The organism is Streptomyces sp. NRRL S-31 (assembly GCF_000718775.1).
In the GTDB taxonomy this organism is placed as follows: domain Bacteria; phylum Actinomycetota; class Actinomycetes; order Streptomycetales; family Streptomycetaceae; genus Streptomyces.
In genome coordinates, this window is sequence record NZ_JOCB01000080.1 from 1 (window position 1) to 15,531 (window position 15,531).

Here is a 15,531-nt window from a genome sequence, read left to right on the forward strand (position 1 = left end):
CCTCGGCCTCTCCATGGACGAACTGGTGACGCGCTGCGCCCTGCTGCCCGTCTGAGGAGAGCGCGCCGCCCCCGCCCGGGCCGCCTCGCCGTCGCGGCCCCGCGGGCTCCCGCCGTCCGCGGGGCGGGGCGCGGCCCGGGCGGGGGCGGCGCGCTCTCCTCAGACGGGCAGCAGGGCGCAGCGCGTCACCAGTTCGTCCATGGAGAGGCCGAGGGCGCCCGCCAGCGCGGCCACGGTGAAGAACGCCGGCGTCGGCGCCCGTCCGGTCTCGATCTTGCGGAGGGTCTCGGCGGAGACGCCCGCCTCGGCGGCGACGTCGGCCATGCTCCGCCCGCCGCGCGCCGCGCGCAGCAGATGTCCGAGCCGCTCGCCGCGCTCGCGCTCTTCGGGAGTGAGGGGGGTGCGCACCATGCCCCCATTCTGCCCCCCTGCGCCGGAAACCCGCCGCCCTATTCAAATACCGGTATAGCTGCTTGAGCTGGACGAGGTGGCCCGGGAGGTGCTGCGCGGGGCGGGCGCGTCCTCGCCGTTCCTCGGATACCGCCCGTCCTTCGCCCCGACCCCCTTCCCCGCAGTGATCTGCGCCTCGGTGAACGACGCGATCGTGCACGGCGTCCCCACCCGTTACCGGCTCCGCGACGGCGACCTGCTCTCCGTCGACTGCGGTGCCGAGCTGGACGGCTGGGTCGGCGACTCGGCGGTCAGCTTCGTGGTGGGCCGCCCCCGTCCGGCGGACCTGAGGCTGATCGAGACCGCCGAGCGGGCACTGGCCGCGGGCATCGCGGCGGCCGTGCCGGGGCACCGCGTCGGCGACATCGCGCACGCCGTCGGCCGGGTCTGCCGCTCGGCCGGCTACGGCGTCCCGCACGGCTTCGGCGGCCATGGCGTGGGCCGCCGTATGCACGAGGACCCCGAGGTCCCGAACGAGGGACGGCCCGGCCGCGGCCTCCCGCTCCGCCCGGGCATGGTCCTCGCCATCGAGCCGATGCTGGTCGCGGGCGGCCGGGACGGCTACCACGCGGCGGCCGACGGCTGGACCCTGCGGACCGACGACGGCTCCCGGGCGGCCCACGTCGAGCACACCGTGGCCGTCACCGAGGACGGCCCCCGAATCCTGACGGCACGCTCGGCGTCCTGAGCGCCGCGCCACGCCACCGGGCACCACACGCACGCCGTGGCGCGCACCGCCCGCCCTCTCACGCACCCGCCCCGCCACGCACCGTGGCGCGCACCGCGCGCCACGCGCCGCACCGTGCCGTGGTGCGCGCCGCGCCTCGCGACCCATCGCCGCCGCCCCGTCCGTCCGCCGGACGGACGGACGGGGCGTGCCATGCCCGGCGGGCGGACGTGCCCGCCCCAAAGGATCGTGTCATCGTGGGCATGAACAGCCGCCTCCCGGTTACCCGGCCGAGCCAGTCGTCAGCGAAGGAACACACGCCATGACCAACGGCTACCCTCCTGACCCCTTCGGTGAATTCCTGGCACGCTTCTTCGGCGGCGGAGCCGTCGGCGGGGCGCCACGCCACATCGACATCGGCCGTCTGCTCAGCCAGCCGGCCCGGGAGCTGGTCAGAGGAGCGGCCCAGTACGCCGCCGAGCACGGCAGCCGTGATCTGGACACCCAGCACCTGCTGCGCGCGGCCGTGTCCACGGAACCCACCCGGAGCCTGCTGAGCCGGTCGGGCGCGGACCCGGACTCGCTGGCGTCGGAGATCGACGACCGGGCGGGCCCGGTGCAGCACCCGCCGGGCGAGGCGCCGCCGCCGACCTCGCTGTCGCTGACCCCCGCGGTCAAGCGGGCCCTGCTCGACGCGCACGACATGGCGCGGGCGAGCGGAGCCGGGTACATCGGCCCGGAGCACGTGCTGAGCGCGCTGGCCGCGAATCCGGACTCGGCGGCCGGGCACATCCTGAACGCCGCCCGGTTCGCGCCGCGCGGCCTGCCGCCCGAGGCGCCGGAGAGCGCACAGCCCCACCCGGAGCGGCCGCGGCCCACCGGCACCCCGACCCTGGACAAGTACGGCCGGGATCTGACCGACCTGGCCCGGCAGGGCCGGATCGACCCGGTCATCGGCCGGGACACGGAGATCGAGCAGACCATCGAGGTGCTGTCGCGGCGCGGCAAGAACAACCCGGTGCTGATCGGTGACGCGGGTGTCGGCAAGACGGCCGTCGTCGAGGGGCTGGCGCAGCGGATCGCCGACGGGGACGTGCCGGACGTGCTGGCCGGGCGGCGGGTGGTCGCGCTGGACCTGACCGGGGTGGTGGCCGGCACCCGGTACCGGGGCGACTTCGAGGAGCGGATGAACAGCATCGTGGAGGAGATCCGCGCCCACTCCGACCGGCTGGTGGTGTTCATCGACGAGCTGCACACCGTCGTCGGCGCCGGGTCCGGCGGCGAGGGCGGCGCGCTGGACGCCGGGAACATCCTCAAGCCCGCCCTCGCCCGGGGCGAGCTGCACATCGTGGGCGCGACCACGCTGGAGGAGTTCCGCCGGATCGAGAAGGACGCGGCGCTGGCCCGCCGGTTCCAGCCGATCCTGGTGCCCGAGCCGACGGTGCAGGACACGATCGAGATCCTGCGCGGGCTGCGCGACCGGTACGAGGCCCACCACCAGGTCCAGTACACCGACGAGGCGCTGGTCGCCGCCGTCGAGCTGTCGGACCGGTACCTGACCGACCGGCGGCTGCCGGACAAGGCGATCGACCTGATCGACCAGGCGGGCGCGCGGGTGCGGCTCGGTGCCAGGACGAAGGGCACGGACGTGCGCGCCATGGAGCGCGAGGTCGAGCAGCTGGTCCGGGACAAGGACCAGGCGGTCGCCGACGAGGACTACGAGCAGGCCAAGCAGTTGCGCGACCGGATCGCCGAGTTGAAGGAACGGATCACGGCGGCCAGCGGCGACGAGAAGGCCGACGAGGGACAGCTGGAGGTGACGGCGGAGGCCATCGCCGAGGTGGTGTCCCGGCAGACCGGCATCCCGGTCAGCAGCCTGACCCAGGAGGAGAAGGAGCGGCTGCTCCACCTGGAGGAGCACCTGCACCAGCGGGTGGTCGGCCAGGAGGAGGCCGTGGCCGTGGTGTCCGAGGCGGTGCTGCGCTCCCGCGCCGGGCTCGCCAGCCCCCACCGGCCGATCGGCAGCTTCCTCTTCCTCGGTCCGACCGGCGTGGGCAAGACCGAGCTGGCCCGGGCGCTGGCGGAGGCGCTGTTCGGCAGCGAGGACCGCATGGTCCGCCTCGACATGAGCGAGTACCAGGAGCGGCACACCGTCTCCCGGCTGGTGGGCGCCCCGCCCGGGTACGTCGGCCACGAGGAGGCCGGGCAGCTCACCGAGGTGGTGCGCCGGCACCCGTACTCGCTGCTGCTGCTGGACGAGGTGGAGAAGGCCCACCCGGACGTCTTCAACATCCTGCTCCAGGTCCTGGACGACGGCCGGCTCACCGACTCGCAGGGCCGCACGGTGGACTTCACCAACACGGTCATCGTGATGACCAGCAACCTGGGCTCGGAGGCGATCACCCGGCGCGGTGCCGGGATCGGGTTCGGGCCGGGTGGCGCGGACGCCGACGAGGAGGCGCGGCGCGAGCGCATCCTGCGGCCGTTGCGCGAGCACTTCCGGCCGGAGTTCCTGAACCGGATCGACGAGATCGTGGTCTTCCGGCAGCTGACCGGCGACCAACTGCGCCGGATCACCAACCTGTTGCTGGAGGGCACCCGGCGGCTGCTGGACGGGCAGGGCGTGGCGGTCGAGTTCACGACCGCGGCCGTGGACTGGCTGGCCGAGCGCGGCTACCAGCCCGAGTACGGCGCCCGGCCGCTGCGCCGCACCATCCAGCGCGAGGTGGACAACCAGCTGTCCCGGCTGCTGCTGAACGGCACGATCGCCGAGGGCGGCCGGGTCACGGTGGACGTACGGGACGGGCGGCTGGACTTCCGCACCGGGGCGGAGGACCGGCCGCCCGCACCTCCTCAGCCGTGAGACGCGGGCCGCGCCGGGTTCACCACCATCGCCGAGCCGCCGCCGCGCCGTACCTTCTCGGCGGCGGCCAGCCACCGGCCGTCCGGCAGGCGTTGCACGCCGGTCGCGGCACCGATCTCGGGATTGAGGCTGAAGGAGTGCCCGATGGCCTCCAGCCGGCCGCGCAACGCGCTGTCGTACAGGGCCGGTTCCAGTTCGGTCCGGGCGGTGTTGCGCTGGCTGGCGCGCGGTGCGGCGATCGCGTCGACCAGCGGCAGGTGCCGGTCGAGGAAGCCGGTGAGGGTCTGGAGCACGGTGGTGATGATGGTCGCGCCGCCGGGCGAGCCGAGCGCCACCACGGGCTTGCCGTGCCGGTCCAGGACGATCGTCGGGGAGATGGAGGAGCGGGGGCGCTTGCCGGGGCCCGGCAGGTTCGGGTCGTGGACGGCGGGGTTGGCCGGGGCGAAGGAGAAGTCGGTCAGCTCGTTGTTGAGCAGGAAGCCCCGGCCCGGGACGGTGATGCCGCTGCCGCCGGTCTGCTCGATGGTGAGCGTGTAGGCGACGACGTTGCCCCACTTGTCGGCCACGGTCAGGTGGGTGGTGTTCTCGCCCTCGTACGTCGTCGGCGCGGCCGTGCCGCCCTTGCCGCAGGCGGCGGGGTGGCGCGGGTCGCCCGGGGCGAGCGGGCTGCTCAGCACCGCGTCGTCCTTGATCAGGCAGGCCCTGGAGTCGGCGAACCGCTGGGAGAGCAGCTGCCTGGTCGGTACGGACTCGAAGGCGGGGTCGCCGACCCAGCGCCCGCGGTCGGCGAAGGCGATCCTGCTGGCCTCGATGTAGTGGTGCAGGTACTGCGTCTCGCTCGCCTTCGACAGGTCCGTCCCCTCCAGGATGTTGAGGGCCTCGCCGACCGTGGTGCCCCCGGAGGCGGAGGGTGCGATGGAGTACACGTCCAGACCGCGGTAGGACGTCCTGGTGGGCGCCTGGAGCTTGGCGCGGTAGACGGCCAGGTCCTTCTCGGCGAGCTTGCCGGGGCGGGCGTTCCAGCCGGCGGCGGGGTCCACGGGCGGGTGTTCGACCGCCTCGACTATGTCGTCGCCTATGTCCCCGCGGTAGACGGCGTCGACGCCCTTGCGGCCCAGTTCCTCGTAGGTGCGGGCGAGTTCGGGGTTCCTCAGGGTGGAGCCGGTGACGGGGAGCCGGCCGCCGGGCAGGAACAGCTTCGCGGTGTCGGGGAAGTAGCGGAACCGGGTCTCGTTGGACGCGGTCTGCGCGCGGAAGGTGTCGTCCACCGTGAAGCCGTCGCGGGCTATTCGCTCGGCCGGGCGCAGCACGCTGCCGAGGCTCTTGCTGCCCCATTCGTCCAGCGCCTTCTGCCAGGTGGCGGGCGTGCCCGGGGTGCCGACGCTCAGACCGCTGCTGACGGCGTCGGCGAAGGCGAGCGGCTTGCCGTTCTCGGTGAACAGGTCGGAGTCCGCGGCGAGCGGCGCGGTCTCGCGGCCGTCGATGGTGTGCACGGTCCGCGTCCGGGCGTCGTAGTAGACGAAGTAGCCGCCGCCGCCGATGCCCGCGGAGTACGGCTCGGTGACGCCGAGCGCCGCCGCGGTGGCGACGGCTGCGTCGACCGCGTTGCCGCCGCGCCTGAGCACCTCGATACCGGCGGCCGAGGCGTCCGCGTCGACACTGGAGACGGCGCCGCCGTAGCCGACGGCCACGGGCACCTTGGTGACCGCACCGCCCGTCTGCGCGGCGGGTGGCGCCGCCGCCCCCACCGACACCATGGCGGCCGAGACCGCCAGAACCGTCAGTTTCCGCTTGCCTGGGCGACCCATGCGTACCTCCGTCGGGACAGTCCGCGCAGCGTAACCAGATCGGTGCTGTATCGACAGTACGCCCCGACGCACCTTCACACCACGTCACGGTTCGAACACGGGTACGTGGCCGTCCTCCGGTCCGTCAGCATGCGTGGCGTCATGGGACGGTGGCGTGCGCGAACGTGCTGCCGGCCCGCCGCGCGCCGAGCACCACCCGTCCGGCGCGCAGCTGACCTTCTCCTCGCCCCCGGACGGCCTGTCGTGCGTGTCCGTCCCGCTCGGCGAGCAGTGATCTCCGGCTGCCGCCGGACGAGCATGGCCCGTGTGAACTGCCGCCCCCCTCAACGTTTCGGGGCCATGGGGGGCTCCCCACCTGGCAGCAGCGCCCCAGGGCCGGCCGCGGCGGGTGCCACGACCTCGGTCTTGGGGCTGCGCTGCTCACGGCGGGACACCCGGCCGGCGCACCACGAGAGCAGCGTGCACATCCCGATGCGGATCGGCGAGATCACCATCACCACGGGGATGAACGGCAAATCGTAGTCGAGGTTGGAGGCGATGAGTTTCCCGGCATGGAGGAACTCCTCGTAGGTGATGAGAAAGCGGAGGGAGGTGTCCTTCAGGGCGGCCACCAGCCGGCTGATGACGACCGACTGCGGGACCAGGACGTACGCCATGACCTGGGTCTTGCGCATGCCGAGCGCGAACGCGGCCTCCCGCCGGCCGCGTTCGACGACGTCGACACCGGAGCGGAAGACCTCGCCGAGGCCGCGGTGGCAGCCGAGGGCGAGGACCGCGAACAGCCGGAAGGGCGGCACCAGTCCGAACCGGGGCAGTCCGAGCAGCACCGCGGAGAACAGCGGGGTGAGCGGGGTGTCGCGCCAGCAGGGAGGCGTATACGGTCAGTTCGAGGGTGCCGGGGAAACCCTCGCCGTAGGTGGCGAAGTTGTCCGGCGAAAGCCGTATGCACGTCGGTCCGGGGCCGGGAGCCGCCGCGGATCAGCTCCCGGCGATCTCGGCGTACAGCCGGGACAGCTCGGGGACCCCGGTCGCGGCCCACTCCTGCCCGGCCGGCACCACCTCGGCCGTACGGCCGGAGGCGAGCCGTACGACGGGTTCGCCGTCGGACCGGATGCGCCAGGCGGCGCCGGGCACGGTGCGCACCACGACCGTGCCCACGTACAGTCCGGCGTCGTGCCCGACTCCGGGCAGGATCTCGGGGTCGTCCCGCCAGCGCGGGACCAGCTGGTCCAGGGCGTCGAGGGAGGCCGGGGTGGCGTCGAGGCGGACGCCCGCCCGGTCCGCGTAGGAGCGCAGCAGCTCGCACTCGGACAGCAGCTCGGCGACCGCCTCGGGGTCGGCACGCGGCTCCCCCGCCCGCCGGCGCGCTCGCCAGGGGGCTCCCCCGTCGTCATCCCGCCGGGAGTGCCGGGGGCCCAGGAACGGAAGGTGCATGGACCCAGCGTGGCATCACACGTCGAGGTCGACCACCACCGGCGCGTGGTCGGAGGCGCCCTTGCCCTTGCGCTCCTCGCGGTCGACGTAGGCGTCCTTGACGGCCCGGGCGAACGGCTCGTTGCCGTACACCAGGTCGATGCGCATGCCGCGGTTCTTCGGGAAGCACAGCTGGCGGTAGTCCCAGTAGGTGTACGGGTGGTCGTACTTCAGGGGGCGCGGCACGACGTCGTCCAGGCCCGTCTCGCGCAGGGCGGCGAGGGCGGCGCGCTCGGCGGGGGTGACGTGGGTGGAGCCCTCGAACGCGGCCGGGTCGAAGACGTCGTCGTCCGTCGGCGCGACGTTGTAGTCGCCCAGCACCGCGAACGGGCGGCTGCCGCCCGCGTCGCCCCGCACGGCCGCCTTCAGGGCCTCGAACCACTGGAGCTTGTACGCGTAGTGCGGGTGGCCGACCTCGCGGCCGTTGGGCACGTACACCGACCAGACGCGGACCGGACCGCAGGTCGCCGAGAGGGCGCGCGGCTCGGTCACCCCGTCGTAACCGGGGTCGCCGGGCAGGCCCTTGACCACGTCCTCGATGCCGACCCGGGAGAGCACCGCCACGCCGTTCCACCGGCCGGTCGCGTGGACCGCCGCCTGGTAGCCCAGCTCGCGCAGTGGCTCGAACGGGAACTGCTCCTCGGCGACCTTGGCCTCCTGGAGGCAGAGCACGTCGGTGCCGCTGCTCTCCAGCCAGGCCAGCAGCCGCGGGAGGCGGGCGGTGATCGAGTTCACGTTCCAGGTGGCGATGCGCATGTCCCACAACCTACCCGGAAGCTGTGACAACGGGCTCAGACCTCCGCCGACGCCCCCGGTGCCAGCCGCCGGTGGTCGGTGCCGCCCAGGGCGCCGATCTGGTTGTCGTAGATCGGCCGGGCGAGGTCGGTGAGCAGGGCGTCGTGGACGTCGTAGGCCCTGAGCGGCCGGACCTCGCGGACGTAGTCGATGACCTCGGAGATCTTGTTCCAGGGGGCCATCACCGGCAGCAGCAGCGTCTCCACGGGGTGGCCGGGGACGGTGAGGGCGTCCCCGGGGTGGAAGACCCTGCCGTCGTCGATCAGGTAGCCGACGTTGGTGATGCGCGGGATGTCCGGGTGGATCACGGCGTGCAGTTCGCCGTGGACCCGCACGTCGAAGCCGGCGGCGGTGAAGGCGTCGCCGTGGCCCACGGTGTGCACGCGGCCCGGGAAGGCCGCCGCGAGCCGGTCGGCGACGGACTTCAGCGTCCAGATCGCGGCGGCCGGATTGTCCTCCAGGGCGGTGCGCAGCCGCCCCTCGTCGAAGTGGTCCGGGTGCTCGTGGGTGACCAGGATCGCGTCCGCGCCGGCCGCCGCGTCCCGCTCGGAGAAACCGCCCGGGTCGATGACGAGCGTCCGCCCCTCCTTCTCGAGGCGGACGCAGGCGTGGGACTTCTTCGTGAGCTTCATGGCTCCCATCCTGCCGCCCGCGCCCGCCGTGCGCGGCGCTACCCGGCGGGCGTGGTCTCCTCCCGGATGACCTGCTGGGCCACCCGGAACGCGCTGTTCGCGGCCGGCACCCCGCAGTAGACGGCCGCCTGGAGCAGCACCTCGCCGATCTCGGCCGGGGTCAGTCCGTTGCGCAGGGCGGCCCGGGTGTGGGTGGCCAGCTCCTCCAGGTGGCCGCCCGCGACCAGCGCGGTCAGCGTGATGCAGCTGCGGGTGCGGCGGTCCAGGCCCGGCCGGTCCCAGATCTCGCCCCAGGCGTAGCGGGTGACGAACTCCTGGAAGTCCCCGGAGAACTCGTCGGACTGCTCCAGCACCCGGTCCACGTGGGCGTCGCCGAGCACGTCGCGGCGGATCTTCAGCCCGGTGCCGTACCGGTCGGGCTGCCCCCCGGGCTGTGCCGGTGCGGCGGCCGGCGCGATCTCGGCGACCGGCGCGGCCTGCTGCGGCACGGCCGGGGCGGGCACGGCGGGGGCGGGGGCCGCCGGGGCGGCGGGGACGGCGGTCTGCGCGGCCGGCAGCACGGTCTGCCCGGTGTCGAAGGGCTGCTGCCAGGCGGTGGAGAAGTGGTGGACGAGCAGGTCGGTGACGGCGGCGGGCTGCTCGACCGGCACCAGGTGGGAGGCGCCGGGGACGACCGCGAGCCGGGCGTCGGGGATGCCGGCGACCAGGGTGCGGGCCTCGGCGGGGCCGGTGACCTGGTCGTCGGAGCCGACCAGGACCAGCGTCGGCACGCCGACTCGGCCCAGCTCGGACCGTACGTCGAAGGCGGCGAGGGCCTCGCAGGCGGCGATGTAGCAGCCCGGGTCGGTGGTGCGCACCATCTGTACGGCCCACTCGGTGATCGCGGGCTGCGCGGCGGCGAACCCGGCGGTGAACCAGCGGTCGGGCGCGGTCCGGGCGATCGGGTCGAGGCCGTTCGTCCGGACCACCACACCGCGCTGGCGGAACTCGTCGGCGGTGCCGAACCGGGGCGAGGCCGCGACCAGCGCGAGCGAGGCGAGCCGCTCGGGGTGGCGCAGGGCCAGCTCGATGCCGACGGCGCCGCCCAGCGCGCAGCCCGCGTAGCCGAAGCGCTGCACGCCGAGCGCGTCCAGCGTGGCCAGCAGCCGTCCGGTGAGGTCGGCGACCGAACCGGACGGGTGCGCGGGGGCGCCGCCGTGGCCGGGCAGGTCGAACCGGAAGACCCGCCACTGCTTGACCAGCTCCGGCACCTGGCGGTCCCACATGTGGCGCGTCGTGCCGAGTGACGGTCCGAGGACCAGGACCGGGGCGCCTTCCGGCCCGTCGAAGCTGTATTCCAGGAGTGCAGTCGTCGTGCTCACCCGCTCAACGCTCGCACATCTCACGACCGGAGCCGACGGCGGGGCGACCTGTTTCAGCCGCCGGCGCGTGCCGGCACCGCCCGTGCCCCGGGGGGCGTCCGGCGCCTACCCTCGCGGGCGCACCTCGACGTGGCCGTCTACGGTCCGGGTGTCGAAGGCGGGCTGCGGCGCGGTGGCGGGTCCGCGGACGTTCCAGCCGTCGGAGAGCCGGAAGACGCTGCCGTGCCAGGGGCACTGGACGCATCCGTCGGTGACCGCGCCCTCGGAGAGCGGTCCCGCGAGGTGGCTGCACCGGTCCGCCAGCGCGTGCACCGTCCCGTCGGCGTCACGGAACACCAGGACGGGTACGTCGTCGACGACCCGGCGCACGGGCTCGCCCGCCGGGAACTCCGTCACCGCGCCGACCCGGTGCCAGATGCCGCGGACGACGTGCGGGACCTCCTCGGCGTGGTTGGCGCCGGCCGCCTGACGGTAGGCCAGGTGTCCGCCCAGCATGCCGCCGACGCCGACCGCGGTCAGGCCCAGGAAGCCGTAGGCGCGGCCCGCCTTGGTGCGGCCCTTGACGCGGCAGACCAGCGACGTGCCGTACAGGCCGAGGGCCGCCACGTTGGCGAGGGCGTGGACCAGGCCGACGCGCAGCTGCTCACGGCGGAGTTCCGCCCAGTCGACGGCGCCCGCGAGCGCGGCGGGCGCGGCCGCCGCCATGCCGACGCCCACCAGCACGCCTGCCTCCCGGGAGCGCCCGGGCCACAGGTCGAGGACCGCGGCGGACAGCCAGGTGCCGATCGGGACCTGCACCATCAGCGGGTGCACCGGGTGCCCCAGCCACCTGCCGTGCAGCACGTCGCGGCCGGGTCCGAGGGGCAGGGCCCGTACCGCCCCGCCGACGGCGTCGATCACCGGGTCGGCCCGGGGGTTCCTTTCCAGCGCGTCCAGCAGTACCGGCATCCGGTTCCGCCGCGCGCGGCGGTGAGGCGTTGCGCTCATGCGCGCCGGGTCCCCGCCGGTTCCCGTGACAAACGAGCCGGTTGTGACTCCTGATACGGGTACTCGCCGAAGACCGGACGTACATCGCCCTGCGAAGGTGAAGACAATGACAACTTCTCCCAGGCCGTCCATCGAAACGCATCCCGACATCGTCGACATGCGGCTTCGGCACGAGATGGCCGAGCGCGCCACCAGCACGCCCCAGGGCCAGGCCATCGAGACCCTGGCGCTGCTCACCGGTCTGTACCTCGCGGCATCGCCGTGGATCACGGGCTTCAACAACCTGTCGACGCTGGCCGTCACCAACCTGCTCACCGGCATCGCCTACGCGGTCCTGATGAGCGGCGGCTTCGGCCGGGCCTACGAACGCACCCACAGCATGGCGTGGGCGTGCTGCGCCCTGGGCGTGTGGGCCGTGATCGCACCCTGGGTGGTCGCGGGGAACGTCAGCACGACGAAGACGATCATCAACAACGTCATCACCGGTGTGCTGGCCCTCCTGCTGGCCCTGGCCGCCAGCGCTGCCGCCCGGGCGGCCGAATCGTCCCGCGCCCACACCCGGACCGGGACCGGCACCGGCACCGGCACGTCGGCGTCCTACCCGCCCGGCCGCGGCTGACGCCGTCGTGCGGCCCGCCCCGCGGGCCGCACGCGGCACGTCCCGGCCGGGACCCGGGCGTCGGCCGGGACACGCACACCGCGTGTCCCGGCCCGCCTCGGCAGGCCCCGCCGGTGCCGGGCGGCACGGTCAGGCGGTGAGGACGGAGTCGTCCTGCGGGCGGGCTCCGGGCAGCCGGTGGCGGGCGGCGACCAGAGCGGCGTCGACGTCGCCGGTGCCGGTCGCCACGCAGAGCGTACGGGCGAGGTCGTCCATCCGCCGGCGCACCTCGGGGCTGCCCTTCTCGGCGTGCAGGACCCGCAGTGCCCGGTACTCCTCGACGAGGTTCGTCAGTACCGCCGGGTGTGCCATGAGCATCGAGAGCCTCCCTGGTGCGCGTCACTCACTTGGCCGATACACCGGCCCTTCTGCCCCGGGGCCCGGCCGTCATTCCCCGGCCGCCGTTCCTCTTCGTTCCCCTCGTCATTCCCCGGTCGCGGACGGTCCGGCGGCGGTGAACTCCAGCTCGGTCGCGCGGGCCAGGAGCCGGGACCGGGTGATGGCGTCCACCCGGGTCGAGGGGACCGTGCAGGCGTGGGCTCCGGCGATCGCGCCGTACCGGGCGCAGCGCAGCGGGTCCTCGCCGTTCAGCCAGCCGAGCAGGAAGGCGGCGGCGAAGGCGTCGCCCGCGCCGTTGGAGTCCACCACCGGGGCGGGCGGGGTGAGGGCCGGTACGTGCGTCAGCTCGCCGTCCGCCAGCAGGTGGGCGCCCTCGGCGCCGGCGGTGGCCACGACGATCCGGGCCCGGCCGCGGGCGGCGATGTCACGCATGGTGCGCCCGGGGTCGGCCAGGGCGGTGGTGGACAGGAAGACGAGGTCCGCCGCCAGCGCGAACGGCTCGTGGTACGGGTTGGCGCCGTCCCAGTCGTGCAGGTCGGTGGAGAGGGTGACACCGGTCTCGCGGAGCAGGGGCAGCGCCTGCGCGCAGGGGTGGGTGATCACGACGTGCGCGTGCCGGCTGGCGGCGGCGAGCGCGCGGACCGTGTCCTCGGGCAGCCGGTCCGACGGCTCGGAGCGGGTGTCGTCGTAGAGGGAGAGCCGCCGCCCGTCGGGGCCGACGAGGTTGACCGCGCGCTTGGTGCCGGCGGGCTGCGGGACCGCGGTGAACGGGATGCCGTGGTCGCGGTGGAGGCCGCGGACCAGGTCTCCCTCGTGGTCGTCGCCGAGCATGTCGAGGTGGTGGGTGCGCAGCCCCAGGGCGGCGAGGCCGAGCGTGACGAAGTCCCCGCTCTGTCCGGCGCGGGTGGTGATGCCGGGGCGGATCAGGTAGCTGTCGGCGAAGGGGAGCGGCAGTTCGGGGACGTGGACGATCGTGTCCACCCCGGCGCCGCCCAGGACCAGGACGTCGGTGTCGGTGGTCATCGGGTTCCTCTCGGGCCGTCGTGACCCGCCGAGTCAACCAGCACGCCGACAGCTGCGGCAAGAAGTTGCTGAAAATTACGGCAACTTCTGACAGCGGCGGGCCCCGCCGGACCGCCCGGCGGGGCCCGGCCGGTCCGGGCCCCGCCTCCCGCGCCCGGGCTTACAGCCGGACGTCATACGGTGCCGACGGCGAGGACGTTGCCCTCGCTGATGTAGGCGTCGGGGTCGTCGAGCGGGTGACCGGGGCCGGCGGGGTCGGCGAACCGCCGCCAGGCGTCGCTCTGGCCCAGGGCGAGGGCCTGCCCGGCGATCTGCGCGCAGGCCACCGCGTAGAACTCCCGGGCCGCGTCCGGCAGCGGCGCGTGGTGCTCGATGAGGACGGTGCGCTGGCGCACCCCGCCGAGTCCGGCCTTCCTCAGGTGGCGGTACAGCTCGCGGCTGCGCAGCAGTTGCCGGGCGTAGCCGGGCGCGGCACCGGCGGCGCGGAAGAAGTCGCCGAACAGGTACGGGTCGCCGGGCCGCGCGGTGATCAGGTGGGCGTCCAGGTCCTTGACGGCGACGACGCCGCCGGGGCGCACCACGCGCCGCAGCTCGGCCAGGGCGGCGGCGAGCTGGTCGTCGTCCAGGTACTGCGTGGTGTTGGCGCACCACGCGGCGTCGAAGGTGTCGTCGAGGTAGGGCAGCGCGAGCAGGTCGGCCCGGCGGACGTCCACCGGGCAGGGCAGCCGCCAGGCGCCGGCCCGGTCGGCGGCGAGCGCCGCGTTCTCCTCGGCGAGGTCGACGGCGGTGATCCGGCCGCCCGGTCCCACGATGCCGGCGAGGTACGGCAGATAGTCGCCGGACCCGCAGCCCGCGTCGAGGACGTGCCCGCCGGACGGCAGTCCGGCCTCGCCCAGCAGGCTCAGGTAGGTGTCCCGGCAGGCGCGGAAGTGGGTGTCGACGACGGTGTGGTGGGTGAAGCCGAGCCCGGTGGAGGTCGTGTAGCCCCACTCCTGGTGGTCGCGGGTCACCATGCGGGCGCTCCGATCTCGCCGAGGAAGGCGTGCAGGGCGCCGGTGACGGCCTCGGGGGTCTCCACGGGCGGCAGGTGACCGGCGCCGGGCACGGTCACCAGGCGCCCGCCGGGCAGGGCGGCGGCGACCTGCTCGGCCTCGGCGGCGGTGACCAGTTCGTCCTCCTCGCCCGCGATGACGAGGGCGGGTACCGGGGTGGCGCGCAGCACGTCGGTGGAGTCGGGGCGGGCCGCGATCGCCCGCTGCGCCCAGGCCAGCGCGGCGGGGTCGGCCGCCTCGACGTCGGCGCGGACGCGGGCCAGCACCTCGGGGCGGCGGGCCCGGGTGGTGGCGCCCACCAGCAGGGGTGTGGTCCGCGCCAGCAACTGCCGCCGGGGTTCGTCCTGCCGGACGAGGTCGGCGAACCGGTGCCGCTGGGCGGTGGCCTCGGGGCTGTCGGCGGTGGCGCGGGCGGCGAGCAGGGCGAGGCCGGCGACCCGGTCGGGGTGGCGGCGCAGGAACGCCATGGCCGTGTAGCCGCCCATGGAGGAACCCACCAGCACGGCCCGGTCGGTGCCGTGCCGGTCCAGGGTGCGGGCCAGGTCGTCGGCGACGGTGTCGAGTGAGGGCGCGTCGCTGCCGAGGGGGGCGGTGCCGAAGCCCCGCTGGTCCACGGCGAGCACCTGGTGGCCCTGGGCGCGCAGCGCGTCGGCGGGCTCCCGCCACATGCCGGCGTGCAGGGAGAGCGCGTGCAGCAGGACGACGGGGACGGCGCTCACCGGCCGGCCTCCTTCTCCGCCGCGGCGATGAAGTCCCGGACGTGCTCGGGCAGTTCCCGTTCGCGCGGCCAGGCGAGGGTGACCGGGGCGGGTGGCAGGTCGTGCACGGGTACGACCCGTACGCCGGCCGGGGCGACGTCGGCGAGGGAGAGGACCGTCAGGTGCACGCCCGCGCCGGTGGCCACGAGGCGCATCATCTCGGGGACGACCGCGACCCGGTGCCGGCGGTTCAGGGGGCGCCCGGCGGGGGTGTGCGGCGGGACCACCTCGTCCCAGATGTAGGGCGGGAAGTCGCCGGGCCGGTCGAAGCAGTCGTAGGCGGCGACGTCCTCCACGGAGACGCTGTCGTGGGCGGCGAGCGGATGGCAGGCCGCGACGACGACGGCACGGGCGTCCTCGGTCAGGGTGCGGGTGGTGGCGAGGTCGGGTTCCCGGACGGCGAACTTGGCGATCATCACGTCCTGCCGGCCGGAGCGCACGGCCTCGAACGGCTCGGCGATGTCGTACTCGGACAGGATCGTCTCGGCCTCGTCCCGGCCGGCGAGCCGGATGACGTCGGACGCCACGGAGGTGGAGCCGTGGTAGCCGAGCCGGACGATCCGGCTGTCGGTGACGGTCTGGGATGCTGCGGACATGGCGGGCTTCCTCGGGCTTCCTGGGTGGGTGATGAACGGTCGGTGACGATCGGTCGGTGGCGGTGGGTG

Annotated in this window: 14 protein-coding genes and 2 pseudogenes; 3 read left to right on the forward strand and 13 right to left on the reverse strand. The window is 74.5% G+C overall.

The features are described 5' to 3' along the window. Positions 1-159 precede the first annotated feature (159 nt). The gene (locus IF37_RS0127685) at positions 160-411 is read right to left on the reverse strand and encodes a helix-turn-helix domain-containing protein (protein WP_030748153.1); all 252 of its coding nucleotides are present in this window, start codon (positions 409-411) and stop codon (positions 160-162) included. 58 nt (positions 412-469) lie between these two features. Between IF37_RS0127685 and map the strand changes: the two are divergent. Both map and IF37_RS0127695 read left to right on the forward strand, forming a co-directional pair. Continuing rightward, positions 470-1,138 (forward strand): annotated as a pseudogene (map, locus tag IF37_RS39760) (type I methionyl aminopeptidase); the annotation flags it as partial. A gap of 301 nt (positions 1,139-1,439) precedes the next feature. Next, positions 1,440-3,980: an ATP-dependent Clp protease ATP-binding subunit gene (locus tag IF37_RS0127695; RefSeq protein ID WP_030748156.1), complete on the forward strand. Its 2,541-nt coding sequence runs from the start codon at positions 1,440-1,442 to the stop codon at positions 3,978-3,980. Here IF37_RS0127695 and ggt read toward each other — a convergent pair. The 7 genes and pseudogenes from ggt to IF37_RS0127735 all read right to left on the reverse strand — a co-directional run bounded on the left by ggt (position 3,971) and on the right by IF37_RS0127735 (position 11,036). Further along, positions 3,971-5,788, reverse strand: a complete 1,818-nt coding sequence (ggt, locus tag IF37_RS0127700) for a gamma-glutamyltransferase (RefSeq protein WP_030748159.1) — start codon at positions 5,786-5,788, stop codon at positions 3,971-3,973. The genes IF37_RS0127695 and ggt overlap by 10 nt on opposite strands. A 323-nt stretch (positions 5,789-6,111) precedes the next feature. Continuing rightward, positions 6,112-6,534, reverse strand: a pseudogene (locus tag IF37_RS0127710) (amino acid ABC transporter permease); the annotation flags it as partial. Between the two features lie 232 nt (positions 6,535-6,766). Then, positions 6,767-7,222, reverse strand: coding sequence for a DUF6278 family protein (locus tag IF37_RS0127715; protein ID WP_030748165.1), 456 nt, complete (start codon positions 7,220-7,222; stop codon positions 6,767-6,769). Positions 7,223-7,237: 15 nt separating this feature from the next. After that, entirely contained in the window at positions 7,238-8,017 is a 780-nt protein-coding gene (locus IF37_RS0127720) for an exodeoxyribonuclease III (protein ID WP_030748167.1), read from the reverse strand. Positions 8,018-8,052: 35 nt separating this feature from the next. After that, complete coding sequence (locus tag IF37_RS0127725) at positions 8,053-8,688, reverse strand: MBL fold metallo-hydrolase (protein WP_030748170.1); 636 nt, start codon at positions 8,686-8,688, stop codon at positions 8,053-8,055. A gap of 38 nt (positions 8,689-8,726) precedes the next feature. After that, positions 8,727-10,049 (reverse strand): 4-carboxymuconolactone decarboxylase, encoded by a 1,323-nt coding sequence (gene pcaC, locus IF37_RS0127730; RefSeq protein WP_030748173.1) that lies wholly within the window; start codon positions 10,047-10,049, stop codon positions 8,727-8,729. Between the two features lie 105 nt (positions 10,050-10,154). Further along, complete coding sequence (locus IF37_RS0127735) at positions 10,155-11,036, reverse strand: Rieske 2Fe-2S domain-containing protein (RefSeq protein WP_030748176.1); 882 nt, start codon at positions 11,034-11,036, stop codon at positions 10,155-10,157. A 106-nt stretch (positions 11,037-11,142) separates the two neighbouring features. Between IF37_RS0127735 and IF37_RS0127740 the strand changes: the two genes are divergently transcribed. Further along, positions 11,143-11,655: an SPW repeat protein gene (locus IF37_RS0127740; protein ID WP_253915866.1), complete on the forward strand. Its 513-nt coding sequence runs from the start codon at positions 11,143-11,145 to the stop codon at positions 11,653-11,655. 129 nt (positions 11,656-11,784) lie between these two features. Here IF37_RS0127740 and IF37_RS0127745 read toward each other — a convergent pair whose 3' ends face one another. From IF37_RS0127745 to IF37_RS0127765, 5 genes are all read right to left on the reverse strand, one after another. Then, complete coding sequence (locus IF37_RS0127745) at positions 11,785-12,012, reverse strand: DUF5133 domain-containing protein (protein WP_030748182.1); 228 nt, start codon at positions 12,010-12,012, stop codon at positions 11,785-11,787. Positions 12,013-12,117: 105 nt separating this feature from the next. Further along, positions 12,118-13,056, reverse strand: a complete 939-nt coding sequence (locus IF37_RS0127750) for an adenosine kinase (protein WP_030748185.1) — start codon at positions 13,054-13,056, stop codon at positions 12,118-12,120. A gap of 173 nt (positions 13,057-13,229) precedes the next feature. After that, positions 13,230-14,069: a class I SAM-dependent methyltransferase gene (locus IF37_RS0127755; RefSeq protein WP_030748188.1), complete on the reverse strand. Its 840-nt coding sequence runs from the start codon at positions 14,067-14,069 to the stop codon at positions 13,230-13,232. Beyond that, a complete protein-coding gene (locus IF37_RS0127760; protein WP_030748191.1) occupies positions 14,063-14,827 on the reverse strand; it encodes an alpha/beta fold hydrolase in 765 nt (254 codons plus the stop codon). Before IF37_RS0127760 ends, IF37_RS0127755 begins: the two co-directional genes overlap by 7 nt. After that, positions 14,824-15,462 (reverse strand): LysR substrate-binding domain-containing protein, encoded by a 639-nt coding sequence (locus tag IF37_RS0127765; RefSeq protein WP_037857167.1) that lies wholly within the window; start codon positions 15,460-15,462, stop codon positions 14,824-14,826. Before IF37_RS0127765 ends, IF37_RS0127760 begins: the two co-directional genes overlap by 4 nt. Positions 15,463-15,531: the final 69 nt, after the last annotated feature.

Excerpts from the sequence above, each read along its gene's own strand:
- IF37_RS0127685 (WP_030748153.1), bottom strand. The coding sequence starts at position 411 with ATGGTGCGCACCCCCCTCACTCCCGAAGAGCGCGAGCGCGGCGAGCGG.
- IF37_RS0127695 (WP_030748156.1), top strand. The coding sequence starts at position 1,440 with ATGACCAACGGCTACCCTCCTGACCCCTTCGGTGAATTCCTGGCACGC.
- ggt (WP_030748159.1), bottom strand. The coding sequence starts at position 5,788 with ATGGGTCGCCCAGGCAAGCGGAAACTGACGGTTCTGGCGGTCTCGGCC.
- IF37_RS0127715 (WP_030748165.1), bottom strand. The coding sequence starts at position 7,222 with ATGCACCTTCCGTTCCTGGGCCCCCGGCACTCCCGGCGGGATGACGAC.
- IF37_RS0127720 (WP_030748167.1), bottom strand. The coding sequence starts at position 8,017 with ATGCGCATCGCCACCTGGAACGTGAACTCGATCACCGCCCGCCTCCCG.
- IF37_RS0127725 (WP_030748170.1), bottom strand. The coding sequence starts at position 8,688 with ATGAAGCTCACGAAGAAGTCCCACGCCTGCGTCCGCCTCGAGAAGGAG.
- IF37_RS0127735 (WP_030748176.1), bottom strand. The coding sequence starts at position 11,036 with ATGAGCGCAACGCCTCACCGCCGCGCGCGGCGGAACCGGATGCCGGTA.
- IF37_RS0127740 (WP_253915866.1), top strand. The coding sequence starts at position 11,143 with ATGACAACTTCTCCCAGGCCGTCCATCGAAACGCATCCCGACATCGTC.
- IF37_RS0127745 (WP_030748182.1), bottom strand. The coding sequence starts at position 12,012 with ATGCTCATGGCACACCCGGCGGTACTGACGAACCTCGTCGAGGAGTAC.
- IF37_RS0127750 (WP_030748185.1), bottom strand. The coding sequence starts at position 13,056 with ATGACCACCGACACCGACGTCCTGGTCCTGGGCGGCGCCGGGGTGGAC.
- IF37_RS0127755 (WP_030748188.1), bottom strand. The coding sequence starts at position 14,069 with ATGGTGACCCGCGACCACCAGGAGTGGGGCTACACGACCTCCACCGGG.
- IF37_RS0127765 (WP_037857167.1), bottom strand. The coding sequence starts at position 15,462 with ATGTCCGCAGCATCCCAGACCGTCACCGACAGCCGGATCGTCCGGCTC.